The sequence below is a fragment of the Nocardia grenadensis NBRC 108939 genome (assembly GCF_001613445.1).
Lineage (GTDB): Bacteria > Actinomycetota > Actinomycetes > Mycobacteriales > Mycobacteriaceae > Nocardia > Nocardia grenadensis.
The window spans coordinates 76,502-89,788 of record NZ_BDCJ01000019.1 but is presented as its reverse complement, the minus strand read 5'-3'; the positions used below and the strand labels follow the sequence as shown (position 1 = coordinate 89,788).

Below are 13,287 nucleotides of genomic sequence, written 5' to 3'. Positions count from 1 at the left end.
GGTTCAGTCGAACCGGTGACGTGCGGTACGCAGTGTGACCCGGCCGTCGGTGACGGGTACGCCCTCGGCCGCGAGCAGCCGCAGCTGCCGGTCGGTGAGGTGGGCGGCCGGCCGGCCCGAGGCGCCCAGCACCCGGTGCCAGGGCAGATCGGCGGAATCGGTGCGCATGATCCAGCCCACGGTCCGCGGGGTCGACAGTCCGGCCGCCGCCGCGATATCGCCGTAGGTCGCGACCCGGCCCGGCGGAATCGCCGCGACCAATTCACGGACGCGTTCGATCTGTTCGTCGCTGGTGACCATCAGAGCACGCCCCGGATCAGCGCCGCGGTCTCACGCGGCAGGATCTGGGCGACCATATGCTCACAATCCCATTCGTGCACGGTCAGCGCCGAGCCGAGCCGGTCGGCCAGTGCGGCGCGGAGTTCCGGCGTGACGAACGGCGGATCCACCTTGGTGGCCCGGACCAGTGCGGTGGGCAGACCGGGCTCGGGAAGTGCCGGGTCACGCGCGAGCTGACCCCAATACGCGATGAGTGCCGCCGTATCCACCCGCCAGCGCATCCGGCCGGCCGCGGCGGGCACCAGGTGCTCGTCGAGTTCGGCGCGCAGCAGCTCCGGCGCGACCGCGCCCCAGCCCGTCGCCAGTTTGTCCACCCGGGCCTCGTCCGCATCGGTGTAATCGGGCGAGTCGAGAGTGGCCTCGGCGATCTCGTGCAACCACGCCGGATCCAATGCGACGGCCGGATCGAGCAGGACCAGACCGCGGACCAACTCCGGGTGCCGCCGCGCCAGATGCAGTGCGCACGCACCGCCGAAGGAGTGGGCGGCCACCACCACCGGCTCCGCGGTTTCGGCGGTGATCAACGCGACCAGATCGGCGACGATCATTTCGAGGTCCCAGGGCGGCAGTGCGGTGGAACGGCCGTGTCCGCGCAGGTCGGGGGCGATCACCCGGATATCGGGCAGGAACTCGGTGGCCAGCGCCTCCCAACGTTTCCCGTGGCCGCTCAGGCCGTGCAGGGCCAGCAGCACCGGGCCGGTCGCCGGGCCGAAACGGTGAACATGCAGTGTGGACACAATGACATTCTTATCCGAGCGCTCCGACACCGTGGCGGGGGCGGTTCCGACGTGGTATCGGCGGTGTCGGCCCCGTCTGTTGCAATAGCCGTCGTGGTGCGTTCGGATAAGCCGGTGCGGCTGGTGCGCCGGAAAGCGGCGGCTCCCCGGGCTCGGACCTGGGGAGCCGATGTCGGCGCGCTGTTCGCCGTCCCGCCGTCGGCTACCGCCGCGCAACCGGGCCCGGACCGGATCCGGCGGGTGCTCGGAGGCCCCGGCACCGGGAAGACAGCCCTGCTGATCGATCTGGCCGCGACGCGGATCGCCGCGGGCGCGGATCCGGAGTCGGTGCTGCTGCTCACCCATTCCAAACAGGCGGCGGCGACCGCCCGGGACGCGCTCACCGAACGGCTGGACAACTGGACGGTGTGCGCCCCGGTCGTCAGGGGTGCTCCGTCCGCGGACGCTGCGGCACGCGCCGCCGAGCCGGGGGCGGGCGCGCTGTTCGGGCTCGCCGAGCCGGTTCGACCGCCGGCCGCGGTGCCCGGCGTCGCCGGCGCGACCCGGGAGCCGCTGGCCCGCACAATCCACTCCTACGCCTTCGGGATCCTGCGCCGGCAGGCCGCCCGGCACGGGAATCCGCCACCGCGGCTGCTCACCGGTGCCGAACAGGACGCCGTGCTGCGCGAGATGTTGCGCGGCGATATGGCCGATATCGCCGCCGGTGCCGGTGACCTGTGGCCGCGGCGGTTACAGCCCGCACTGGGGCTCACCGGATTCGCCGATGAACTGCGCGATCTCATGCTGCGGGCCACCGAACGCGGGCTGGGGCCGGAGGAGCTGATCGATCTCGGCCGGCGCCGGGACCGTCCCGACTGGATCGCGGCCGGAAGTTTCGCGCTCCGCTACGAACAGGCGATGCTGCTGCGCTGGTCGGTCGGGGTGGCCGCGCCCGAGGCGTCGGCGCCCGCCCTGAACGCGGCCGAACTCGTCGGCGCCGCCCTGGACGCACTGGCCGGCGACCCCGAACTGCTGGCGGCCGAACGGGCCCGGTTGCGCTGTCTGCTCGTCGACGACGCCCAGCATCTGGACCCGCAGGCGGCGCTGCTGGTGCGGGTGCTGGCGGCCGGGGCCGGGACCACGGTGATCGCCGGTGATCCCGACCAGGCCGTGTACACCTTCCGCGGCGCCGATTCGCGCTTCCTCACCGAGGACTCCCCGGCGGATCGGCGCATCGTCCTCTACGACAACCATCGGTCCGGCCCGGCGATCACCACCGCCACCGCCCGGATCGCGTCGCGGCTACCCGGGCACGCCCCGCATCGCATCACTCGGGCCGACCTGGGCCCCGCGGAACGCGGTGAGGTGCCCCCGGATACCGGTACCGAAGCACCCGTCCCGGCCGAAGTACGGGTGCGGGTACTCGGCAGCCCCGCCAAGGAAGCGTCACTGATCGCCGACCATCTGCGCCGCGCGCATCTCACCGAGGGCGTGCCCTGGTCGCAGATGGCGGTGATCGTGCGTTCGGTGCCATTGCTGCTGCCGCCACTGCGCCGGGCCCTGCTGGCGGCCGGGGTCCCGATCGCGCAACCCGCGAACGATATACCGCTGGCCCGTCGCCGCGGTGCCGCCTGGATGCTGCTGGCGCTGCGGGCCGTGCTCGCCGGCGAGGCCACGCGACGTGGCGCCGGATCCACCGAATCCCTGTTCGGTCCCGACGAGGCGCTCGACCTCCTGGCCGGACCGCTCGGCGGGGCCGACGCGATCGGCCTGCGGCGGCTGCGGCGCGGGATCCGCCGCGTCGCGGTAGAACTCGCCCGCACCCCGAACTCCGCCGGTGCCCAGAGCTCGAACGCAGCCGGTCCGCCGGTTCCGGACGCTGCCGCCGGTCCGGGCGTTGCCGGTGTCCCGGATCCGGACCTCGACGCTGTGCCGGGCGCGAACCCTGCCGGTGCCTCGGGCCCGAACCTCGCCGGTGCCCGGGGATCGGGTCTTGCGGGTGCCTCGGGATCGGGCCTTGCGGGTGCCTCGGGATCGGGCCTTGCGGGTGCCTCGGGAGCGGACCCTGCGGGTGCCTCGGGAGCGGACCCTGCCCGCATCCCCGGTCCGGACTTCGCCGCGACACCGGACTTCCCGCCCGAGCCGATACACGAACCACCCGTCCTCGATACCTACCGGACCGACGATCCCGTCGACGAACTGCCGCCCCGGGACCTCTTCGCCGAGGTCAGCCGACACCGGGCCGACGCGGACTGGTATGGGATCGATGAGGAGAGCTTCGGTGACGACCCGTGGGACGGTCTCCCACCGGAACCGGTCGACGAAGAGGATTTCCCGCCGGAGCCGTACCCCGGTCACGGCGACGAGTCCGAGGTGGCCATCGGTGCGGACGCGTCCGGACCCGCGCGAACCGATAGTGCTCGATTCGAGTCGCGGGGCCGCGCGGGCGGGTCGGGTACCAGCAGGGACAGCCGAGAACCGGTCGGCTCCGGCCGTATGGCCGATCCCGACGTCTTCCAGGAAGAATCAGGTGACGCTGCCGGCCGCCCGGACACTGCCGCCGGGGAGCCGGTCGGATCGGTCGGCGGATCCGACGCGGAGGCAGTCGGGCCGGCCCCGGGCGAGACCGCCGACGAATCCGAAGTCCCCCGAACAGATCCGCGATCCCCGGCCGGCGGACCGGATACCGAACCCCGGCGACCGGGCCCGCGCGGCTCCGGTCCGGACCGCCCTTCGGTGGAGGTGCTACGGGAGCTGCTGCTCGGCGCGGGCGACGATCAGATCCTGGCGGGCCTCACCGAGGTCGAGATCGCCCCGCTGGAGCGGGTGGCCCGCGCACTGGACCGCGCCCGCCGGGTCCGGCGCGAGGGCGGCGGCCTCGAGGACGTGCTGTGGGCGTTGTGGACCGGGTCGCGGCTGGAGCGGCGCTGGCTGGCGCAGTCCCGGCGCGGGGGAGCGGTAGGTATGCAGGCCGACCGCGATCTCGACGCCGCGGTCGCGCTGTTCGACGCCGCGGCCGCCTACACCGACCGCCTCCCGGGCGCGACCATAGAAGGTTTCGTCGAATACCTGCTCCAGCAGCAGATCCCGCAGGACCGGGCGGTACGGACGCAGCGGGAGGAGGCGGTGGACCTCCTGAGCGCCCACTCGGCCTCCGGCCGGGAATGGGAGGTTGTCGCGGTCGCCGGAGTGCAGGAGGGGATCTGGCCGGACCCCCGGCCGCGGGGGACGCTGCTGCACACCGAGGAGCTGGTGGACGAGGTCGCCGGTATCACCGAACGGGTCAGCCGCGCCGCCCCCGTCCTGGCCGAGGAGCGCCGGCTGTTGTTCGTCGCGTGCAGCCGGGCCCGCCGGTCGCTGCTGGTGACGGCGGTGGAATCGGTGACCGGCGATCGTGATCTGGTGCCGTCCCGATTCCTGGCCGAATTGCTGGGCGGTGAGACCGGTGGGGAACCGGGTGCGCTTCCGGTCGCCGAACCCGGCCGGGTGCTCGCCCTGCACGCGCTGATCGCCGAACTCCGCGCGGCGGTCTGCGATCCCGGCGCCGGGGACGAACGCCGCCGCCGCGCCGCCCGGCAACTGGCCCGGCTCGCGCTGGCCGGGATTCCCGGTACCGCGCCCGACGACTGGTACGGGGTGCCCGGGCTCAGCTCCACCGAGACCCTGTGGGAAGACGACGCCCCGATCGCGCTGTCGCCCTCGACGGTAGAGCTGCTGCGGACCTGTCCGCTGCGGTGGGCGCTGGAACGCAACGGCGGATCCGACGGCGAGAATCCGTACGCCGTCAAAGGAACCCTGGTGCACACCCTGGTCCAGGCGCTGGCCGGCCGCGTACCACTGGATCAGGTGCGCGCCGAACTCGCCCGGACCTGGTCCGGTATCGATCCGGAGACCAGCTGGTACTCCCGGCAAGAACTGCGCCGCACCGAGGCCATGCTGGACGCGTTCGTCGCCTGGGTGCGCACCACCCGCGGCGAACTCACCCAGGCCGGTATCGAGGTACCGGTCGACTGTGTGCTGCCCGCGCCCGCCGCCGATATGCCCGAGGTCCGCATTCGCGGCCGCATCGACCGGCTGGAACGGGACGCCGCGGGCCGGTTCGTCATCGTCGATGTGAAGACGGGGAAGAATCCGGTCAGCGAAGCCGATGCCGCCCAGCACGCCCAGCTGGCGACCTACCAGGTCGCCGCCGCGGCCGGCGCCCTGGAGGAGCACGCCGGTGCTCCCGAACCCGGTGGCGCACGGCTGGTGTACGTCGGATTACCGGCGGCCGGCGGGGTGGCCAAGGAGCGGGTCCAGCCCCCGTTGGACGCCGAGGCACTGGAGACCTGGCGCGAAACCATCCACGCCGCGGCCGCGAGCACCGAGGGCCCCGGTTTCCTGGCGATCCGCAACGAGGGCTGCCGGCACTGCGCCGTGAAGAACAGCTGCCCGGTGCAGGACGCCGGGCGTCAGGTGACCGACGAGTGAGCGCTCGGGTCTCGCCGGGACAGCTGGCCGACGCACTCGGGCTCCCCCCGCCGACCGCGGAACAGGCCGCGGTGATCGCCGCACCGCCCGGTCCGGCGCTGGTGGTGGCCGGGGCGGGCGCCGGAAAAACCGAGACCATGGCGGCCCGGGTGGTGTGGATGGTGGCCAACCGGCTGGTCACGCCGGAGGAGGTGCTCGGGCTGACCTTCACCCGCAAGGCCGCTCAGCAGCTCACCGCCCGGATCCGTACGCGGCTGGCCCGGCTGGCCGGGTCCCGGCTGCTGCGGGATCTCGACCCCTCCGGCGAACTGCGTGCCGGCCTGGCCGGTGCGGAGCCCGAGATCAGTACCTACCACTCCTATGCCGGCCGGCTGCTGAGCGAACACGGCCTGCTGCTGCCGGTGGAACCGTCGGCGGCGCTGCTCACCGAGACCCAGCTGTGGCAGCTCGCCCATCAGGTGGTGCGCGGCTGGGACGGCGACCTGGATACCGACCGTTCGCCGCTCACGGTCACCGAGGCGGTACTCGCGCTGTCCGGCCAGCTGGCCGAGCATCTGGTGGAACCGGAGGAACTCGCCGAGGCGCATACCGAACTCGAGAAACTCGTGCACACCCTGCCGCCCGGTCCGCGGCAGCGCGGCGGACCGAACAAGGATCTGCTGTCGATCCTGCGTGCCCAGCGCGAGCGGGTGGCGCTGCTGCCGCTGGTCCAGCAGTTGCGGGAGACGCTGTACCAGCGTGGCGCCCTGGATTTCGGGGCCCAGATGTCGCTGGCGGCGCGGTTGGCCGCCGAGCACCCCGATGTCGCCACCGCCGAACGTGCCCGCTTCCGGCTGGTGCTGCTGGACGAATACCAGGACACCGGCCACGCCCAGCGCATACTGCTGTCCGCGCTGTTCGGCGCCGGTTACCCGGAACAGCGCGCCCCGCGGTCCCGCGGGGCGCGCCCGCGCGAGCTCGCGGTGACCGCGGTCGGTGACCCCATGCAGTCCATCTACGGCTGGCGCGGCGCCTCGGCCGCCAATCTCCCGCGCTTCACCACCGATTTCCCGGCCGCCCCCGGTGTCCCGGCGCCGGTGTTGCCGCTGCTGACCAGCTGGCGCAATCCGCCCGAGGCGCTCGATCTGGCGAATATGGTCGTAGAGCCGCTGCGCGCGGTGGCCCGGGACAGCGGCGGCGTCACCGTCGACCCGTTGCGTGCGAAACCCGGTGCGGAACCGGGCGTCGTCGCGCTCGCGCTCACCGATACCGTGGCGAGCGAACGCCGGTGGATCGCCGAACGGATCGCCGCGCACTGGGCCGAAGCCCGGGCCGCCGACCGGCCCCCGCCCACCTCCGCGGTCCTGATCCGGCGCAACGCCGACGCCGCCGAACTCGCCGAGGAGTTACGGGCGCAGGGGTTACCGGTCGAGATCGTCGGGCTGGGCGGTCTGCTGTCGACCCCGGAGGTCGCCGATATCGTCGCCACCCTGCGCCTCGTCGCCGACCCCGCCGCCGGCAGCGCCGCGGTCCGGATCCTCACCGGTGCCCGGTGGCGGATCGGGAGCGCCGATCTGGCCGCGCTGGCCCGGCGGGCCCGGGAACTGTCCATCACCCGCGACCCCGGTGGCGATATCACCGACTCCACCACCCTGGCGGCGGCCCTGCACGAAGTGGCTCCCGAACCCGCCGAACGGGCCGGCCTGGCCGACGCGATCGCCGATCCCGGTCCGCCGGACCGCTATTCGGCGGCCGGATACCGGCGGGTGACCGCGCTGGGGCGGGAACTGGCGATATTGCGCGAACGGGCGGCGCAGCCGCTCACCGAACTGGTCGCCGATGTGGAACGCACCATCGGTGTCGGCGTCGAGAGCCAGGCCCGGCGCGCGCTCGCGGGTTCCGGCGCCGGCCGCGAACACCTGGACGCCTTCGCCGAAGTGGTCGCCGGCTTCGCGAACGACGCCGGGGCCACCCTCGGTGGTCTGCTCGCTTTTCTCACCGCCGCCGAATCGGTCGAGAACGGTCTGGAACCGGGCGAGGTGGAGGTCGCCCCGGATCGGGTCCAGGTACTCACAGTACACGCGGCGAAAGGACTGGAGTGGGAGGTGGTCGCGGTACCGCACGTCACCCGGGATGTGTTCCCGTCCACCCGCGGCGTGAACACCTGGCTCGGTGCCCTGGCCGAACTACCCACCTCGCTGCGCGGCGACCGGGCCACCGCGGAATCCCCGGACGGTGTCCCGGTTCTCGATCTGTCCGAGGTCACCGACCGCGCGGAATTGCAGCGCGGCCTCACCGCACACAAGGAAGCGCTGGCGCGGCGCCGGCTCGACGAGGACCGCCGGCTGTTCTACGTCGCGCTCACCCGTACCGAACGCGTCCTGCTGGTCTCCGCGCACCACTGGCCCGAAACCGGCGACAAGCCGAAGGGCCCGTCGGAATTCCTGCTCGAGGTGAAAACCGCCGCCGACCGGCCCGGTAGCGGGGTCGAAATCGGTTGCTGGGCCGCCGGTCCCGAACCCGGCGAGCCGAATCCGCTGGCGGCCACCCCGGTGACCGCGTCCTGGCCCGGTGACCCGCTCGGTGCTCGTCGCGACGATATCGAAGCCGGAGCCGCGATGGTCCACGCGGCGCTGGCGGAATTCGCCGCCGGCGCGGACGTGCCCGAACCCGGCGACGATCCCGACGGCTGGATCGCCGATGTGGACGCGCTGCTCGCCGAATACCGGTCCGGTGCGGATGCCGTGGCCGAGGTCGAACTGCCCACCCAGCTGCCGGCGACGGCGCTGGTCGAGTTGCGCGCCGATCCGGGCCGGCTCGCCGCCCGGCTGCGCCGCCCGCTGCCCTACCCACCCAATCCGCTGGCCCGCCGCGGCACCGCCTTCCACGCCTGGGTGCAGCGCTGGTTCGCCACCGATCAGTTGCCCGGCCTCGACGATCTGCCCGGCGCGGCCGACGCGGGGGCGGCCGCCGACGCGGAACTGGCCCGGATGCAGGACGCGTTCCTGTCCTCGCCCTGGTCGGCGCGCCGACCGGTAGAGATCGAAGTGCCGTTCGAGACCACCATCGCCGGGGTGGTGATCCGCGGTCGGATGGACGCGGTGTTCGCCGAACCCGGCGGCGGCTGGACCGTCGTCGACTGGAAGACCGGCGCCGAACCAGGCCCGGCCGACGAGGCCGCGGTGGCGGTGCAGCTGGCGGTCTACCGGCTGGCGTGGGCGCGACTGGTGGTGGCGCGTACCGGCGAAACCGAACCGCGCGTGCTGGACCGGATCGGCGCCGCCTTCCACTATGTGCGCAGCGGTCGCACGGTGGCGCCCGAGCGCCTACCGGGTCCGGAGGAACTGGCGGCGCTGCTCACCGATTCGACCCGCCGAGACGGGGACGAGAACCGGATGTTGTGAGCGCGGGCTGCGAGGGTTCGGCCGGTCACTGACCCCGCCGGGCCCGGCGGCTCACCGCCAGCGCGCTGGTGATCATCGGCCACTGCAGCGGAAGGCGCAGTACCGAGACCGCCTTCAGGATCGACGGTGCCTTCGGATTACGCACCGAATCCGCGGCGAACTGGATATTCGCCGGGAACACCGCGATGAAGAGCAACGCGGCCAGCCGACCACCGAGCCGCCGGGTCCGCGGGATCAACAGCGCGGTGCCGACGCCGATTTCGGCCACGCCGGACCAGTAGGTGTAGGAGCGTGCCTTTCCGGGCAACTGCGGAGGGACGATCGAATCGAACGGTTTGGGAGCCACGAAATGCAGGACGCCGGCGCCGAGGAGCAGCGCGGCCAATCGAAGCGCCGGGGTGCGACCGGAATCCGGTGCGCCCGCCGGGGTGATATCTGCCATGGCATCACCATAGATACCCGCCGTGACCATGCGCCCGACGTGACGGTGGGGGAGCGGGTAGGCTCCCGAGCTGTGTCGGAGGGACTGACGGTGACCGGTGTGCGTGACGACCGGATCGGCGAAAGGCGTCGCCGGTGAGTTCGCGGTTCGCCGATCTCGGGAGCCGGGCCCGCGGCGCGGCCGAACCACCGGATTTCGCGCTGGTCGGGCTGCTCCGTATCCCGGAGGTGCAGAACAGTCCGTGGATCTCGCTGTTCCGTCGGGTGCTGTTCGCGGTCGGGCTGCTGTGCGCCGCCTCGATCGTGGTGTATCTCGGCCGGGACGGCTATCGGGACGGCGCCGACGATACGGTGAGCCTGCTGGACGCGTTCTATTACGCGACCGTCTCGCTGTCCACCACCGGGTACGGCGATATCACCCCGGTCACCCCGTCGGCCCGGCTGGTGAACATCTTCGTCATCACCCCGCTGCGCGTGCTGTTCCTCATCGTCCTGGTCGGCACCACACTGGCGGTACTCACCGAACGTTCCCGCCAGGCTCTGAAGATCCAGCGTTGGAGGCGCACCGTGCGTAATCACACCGTCGTCGTCGGGTACGGCACCAAAGGCCGCACCGCCATCGACGCCATGCTCGGTGACGGCGTGCAGCCCGCCGATATCGTCGTCGTCGACACGGACGCGGTGAGTCTCGAGGCGGCCTCGACCGCGGGGCTGGTCACCGTGCACGGGTCGGCCACCCAGTCCGACGTGCTGCGGCTGGCGGGTGTGCAGAACGCGGCCTCGGTCATCGTCGCCACCAACCGCGACGACACCGCGGTCCTGGTCACCCTGTCCGCCCGGGAACTCACCAAGAAGGCGAAGATCGTCGCCTCCATCCGTGAATCGGAGAACATTCATCTGCTGCGGCAATCCGGCGCCGATTCGGTGGTGGTGTCCTCGGAGACCACGGGCCGGCTGCTCGGGATCGCCACCACCACGCCCAGCGTCGTGGAGATGATGGAGGATCTACTCACTCCGGAGCACGGTTTCGCGGTCGCCGAGCGTGAGGTGGAACCCAGTGAGGTCGGCGGGTCACCGCGGCATCTCAGCGATATCGTGCTCGGGGTGGTCCGGGCCGGTGAGCTGGTGCGTGTCGGTGAGCCGGCGGTCGACGCCCTGGAAACCGGCGACAAACTTCTCTACATCCGGCGCGCCCGCTGACCCGCCACGGCTGTTATCGAGCCGCGATAGTCTCGATACGTGGCCGTTTTCCGACTCAACCAGATTCCCCTGCTGTCCCGTTCGGCGCTGGACCGCGCCGATCATCTGCGCACCGACGAACAGTCGCTGAAGGACGGCTGGTCCACGGCCCGGTTGCTCCGGGTGGGGCCGCGTGGCGTGGTGCGCTACGAGTCGGAGGCGCTGGTCTGGGACGCCGCGCTCGAGCTGTCCCCCGAGCCGAGCCCCGACGCGGTGTTCCTCGGAGTGCGCGACGGAGTGCACCTGTGGGCGGTGCGTGACGAGGCGCTCACCGGCACCCTGCGGGATCTGCGGCGGCTCGCCGACGCCTCGATCGACGATTTCACGGCCGGGGTCCTGTCCACCGCGCTGGCGCTGATCAACTGGCATGCCGGCGCGGCCTTTCACGGCGCGGACGGCACCCCGACCATACCGGCCAAGGGCGGCTGGTCCCGGGTGGCCGAGGACGGCCGTGAGGATTTCCCGCGTACCGACCCCGCTGTGATCTGTCTCATCCACGATGGCGGCGACCGGGTGCTGCTGGCCCGGCAGCACAGCTGGCCGGAGACGATGTTCTCGCTGCTGGCCGGGTTCGTGGAGGCGGGGGAGTCGCTGGAACGGTGCGTCGAGCGGGAAATGCGCGAGGAGGTCGGGCTCGACGTGCGCGATATCGAGTACCTCGGCAGCCAGCCGTGGCCGTTCCCGCGCTCGCTGATGCTCGGTTTCGCCGCGCGGGCCGACCCCGACCAGGCGCTGGTCTTCAGCGACGGTGAGATCGCCGAGGCGCACTGGTTCACCCGCGACGAGGTGCGCGACGCGCTGGCGGCGGGCGGCCGGTGGACCCGCCCGGAGGCGGGCGAGACCGCCCCGGCCGGCGAAGCACGACTGCTGCTGCCCGGCTCGATCTCGATCGCCCGGACGATCGTGGAATCCTGGGTCGCCGCCCGGTAGGGGCCCGGCGCTACGGGGCGAACCGAGGCGGGGCGGCACCCGCCGCGATGTTCACCCAGCGCGAAGACCGTCCGGGGACGCGGACCGGGCGGTTCGCCGCGCCTACTATGGACGATATGCAGCTTCACGAAGCGCCCGATAACGGTGCGCGCGCGCTCCCCGGACACCACCCGGACGCTATGCCGGCGGGTGAGGCGGAATGAGTGACCTCCCGTTCGGCTTCTCGCACGGCGACGACGACGATCGCGGCCGCGGCGACAAACCGGGCGGCGGCGGAAACGACCCCTTCGGTTTCGGTGCCGGCGGCGCCGGGTTCGATCCGGCGGCATTGGGTCAGATGCTGTCCTCGCTCGGCCAGATGCTGAGCGGTATGGGGCAGGGTATGTCCGGCGGGGGTGGTGGCGGCCCGGTCAACTACGACGTGGCCAAGCGGCTGGCCCGCCAGCAGCTCGGGAAAACCGTCCCACCCGTGTCCAGCGGTACCGCCGCCGCGGTCGCCGATGCCGCGCGCCTGGCCGAACTGTGGCTCGACGATGCGACCACCTTCCCGGCCGGTGCGACGAGCACCGTCGCCTGGACCGCCAACGACTGGATCGAGAAAACCCTGCCGACCTGGCAGCGGCTGTGCGATCCGGTGGCCCAGCAGATCTCCGGTATGTGGACCGCCGGGTTGCCCGAGGAGGCCCGCGAGATGGCCGGCCCCATGATGGGGATGCTCGGCCAGATGGGCGGGCTGGCCTTCGGCTCCCAACTCGGCCAAGCGCTGGGCCAGCTGGCCAAGGAGGTGCTGACCGGCACCGATATCGGCCTGCCGCTGGGCCCGGCCGGTACCGCCGCCTTGCTGCCCACCGCCATCTCGGAGTTCAGCGAGGGACTCGAGCAGCCGGAGAGCGAGATCATGGTGTTCCTCGCCGCCCGCGAGGTCGCCCACCAGCGGCTGTTCGTTCATGTGCCCTGGTTGCGCCAGCAGGTCCTCGGCGCCGTCGAGGACTACGCGCGGGGGATCACCATGGACTTCTCCGCCCTCGAGGACGCCGCCCGCAATCTCGATCCGACCGCGCTCACCGATCCGTCCAAACTCGAGGAGATCCTCGCCCAGGGCAGCTTCGAGCCGCAGACCACGCCCGAGCAGAAACAGGCGCTGGACCGGCTGGAAACCCTGCTCGCCCTGATCGAGGGCTGGGTACAGGTGGTGGTGGCCGCGGCGGTGGGCGATCGGCTACCGGGCGCGGGCGCGCTCGCCGAAACACTGCGCCGGCGCCGGGCCACCGGTGGGCCCGCCGAGCAAACCTTCGCCACGCTGGTCGGTCTGGAACTGCGTCCGCGCAAATTGCGCGAGGCGGCCACCCTGTGGCAGCGACTCACCGACGACGCCGGTATCGAGGCGCGGGACGGAGTGTGGGCGCATCCCGATCTGCTCCCCGACTCCGCCGATCTCGATAAGCCCGCCGGGTTCATCGATACGGTGATCGGCGGTGGCGCGGGCGCGTTCGATGACCCGCTCGCGCAATTGGCCGCCACCGAGGCCGCCGAACGTGCGGCGGCGAGCGCCGAGGACGAGAGCGACAGGGGCGGCGAACAGCGTCCCGAGTCCGATCCGGAAGATCCGGAATCCGGTAAGAAGTAGCGGATCGACAGGCCCCGGCGGTGACTCCCGGGGCCTGTTCCCTCCGACTTTCCGCGGGCCGCCGCGCAGCTGTCGCGGACACCCGCTCACCTCGAAAAACGGAGTTGTCCACAGGGCGAAATCCTGTGGACAACCCGGTGCG

At 72.2% G+C, this 13,287-nt stretch carries 8 protein-coding genes; 5 read left to right on the top strand and 3 right to left on the bottom strand.

What is annotated here, in order from left to right; all coding sequences use genetic code 11:
* Positions 1 to 3: 3 nt before the first annotated feature.
* Both NGR01S_RS20365 and NGR01S_RS20360 read right to left on the bottom strand, forming a co-directional pair.
* On the bottom strand, positions 4 to 300 hold the full coding sequence (locus NGR01S_RS20365; RefSeq protein WP_063039164.1) for an MGMT family protein: 297 nt from the start codon (positions 298 to 300) through the stop codon (positions 4 to 6).
* Positions 300 to 1,076, bottom strand: a complete 777-nt coding sequence (locus NGR01S_RS20360; protein WP_063039406.1) for an alpha/beta hydrolase — start codon at positions 1,074 to 1,076, stop codon at positions 300 to 302. The genes NGR01S_RS20365 and NGR01S_RS20360 overlap by 1 nt, the downstream gene beginning before the upstream one ends.
* A 93-nt stretch (positions 1,077 to 1,169) precedes the next feature.
* Here NGR01S_RS20360 and NGR01S_RS32630 point away from each other — a divergent pair, with 93 nt between their 5' ends.
* Both NGR01S_RS32630 and NGR01S_RS20350 read left to right on the top strand, forming a co-directional pair.
* Positions 1,170 to 5,525 (top strand): PD-(D/E)XK nuclease family protein, encoded by a 4,356-nt coding sequence (locus tag NGR01S_RS32630; protein ID WP_444979987.1) that lies wholly within the window; start codon positions 1,170 to 1,172, stop codon positions 5,523 to 5,525.
* A complete protein-coding gene (locus tag NGR01S_RS20350) occupies positions 5,522 to 8,908 on the top strand; it encodes an ATP-dependent helicase (RefSeq protein ID WP_063039162.1) in 3,387 nt (1,128 codons plus the stop codon). The genes NGR01S_RS32630 and NGR01S_RS20350 overlap by 4 nt, the downstream gene beginning before the upstream one ends.
* A gap of 25 nt (positions 8,909 to 8,933) precedes the next feature.
* On the opposite strand, the gene NGR01S_RS20345 is transcribed toward NGR01S_RS20350, so the two are convergent.
* Positions 8,934 to 9,350, bottom strand: a complete 417-nt coding sequence (locus tag NGR01S_RS20345; protein ID WP_063039404.1) for a DoxX family protein — start codon at positions 9,348 to 9,350, stop codon at positions 8,934 to 8,936.
* A gap of 134 nt (positions 9,351 to 9,484) precedes the next feature.
* Between NGR01S_RS20345 and NGR01S_RS20340 the strand changes: the two genes are divergently transcribed.
* The 3 genes from NGR01S_RS20340 to NGR01S_RS20330 all read left to right on the top strand — a co-directional run bounded on the left by NGR01S_RS20340 (position 9,485) and on the right by NGR01S_RS20330 (position 13,145).
* Complete coding sequence (locus tag NGR01S_RS20340) at positions 9,485 to 10,549, top strand: potassium channel family protein (protein WP_063039160.1); 1,065 nt, start codon at positions 9,485 to 9,487, stop codon at positions 10,547 to 10,549.
* A gap of 39 nt (positions 10,550 to 10,588) precedes the next feature.
* Entirely contained in the window at positions 10,589 to 11,518 is a 930-nt protein-coding gene (gene nudC / locus NGR01S_RS20335) for an NAD(+) diphosphatase (protein WP_063039154.1), read from the top strand.
* Between the two features lie 199 nt (positions 11,519 to 11,717).
* Entirely contained in the window at positions 11,718 to 13,145 is a 1,428-nt protein-coding gene (locus NGR01S_RS20330; protein WP_063039152.1) for a zinc-dependent metalloprotease, read from the top strand.
* The last annotated feature ends 142 nt before the right edge of the window (positions 13,146 to 13,287 follow it).

What these genes read in the sequence shown, in the direction of transcription:
- NGR01S_RS20330 (WP_063039152.1), top strand. Translation starts at nt 11,718, where the DNA reads ATGAGTGACCTCCCGTTCGGCTTCTCGCACGGCGACGACGACGATCGC.
- NGR01S_RS20345 (WP_063039404.1), bottom strand. Translation starts at nt 9,350, where the DNA reads ATGGCAGATATCACCCCGGCGGGCGCACCGGATTCCGGTCGCACCCCG.
- NGR01S_RS20365 (WP_063039164.1), bottom strand. Translation starts at nt 300, where the DNA reads ATGGTCACCAGCGACGAACAGATCGAACGCGTCCGTGAATTGGTCGCG.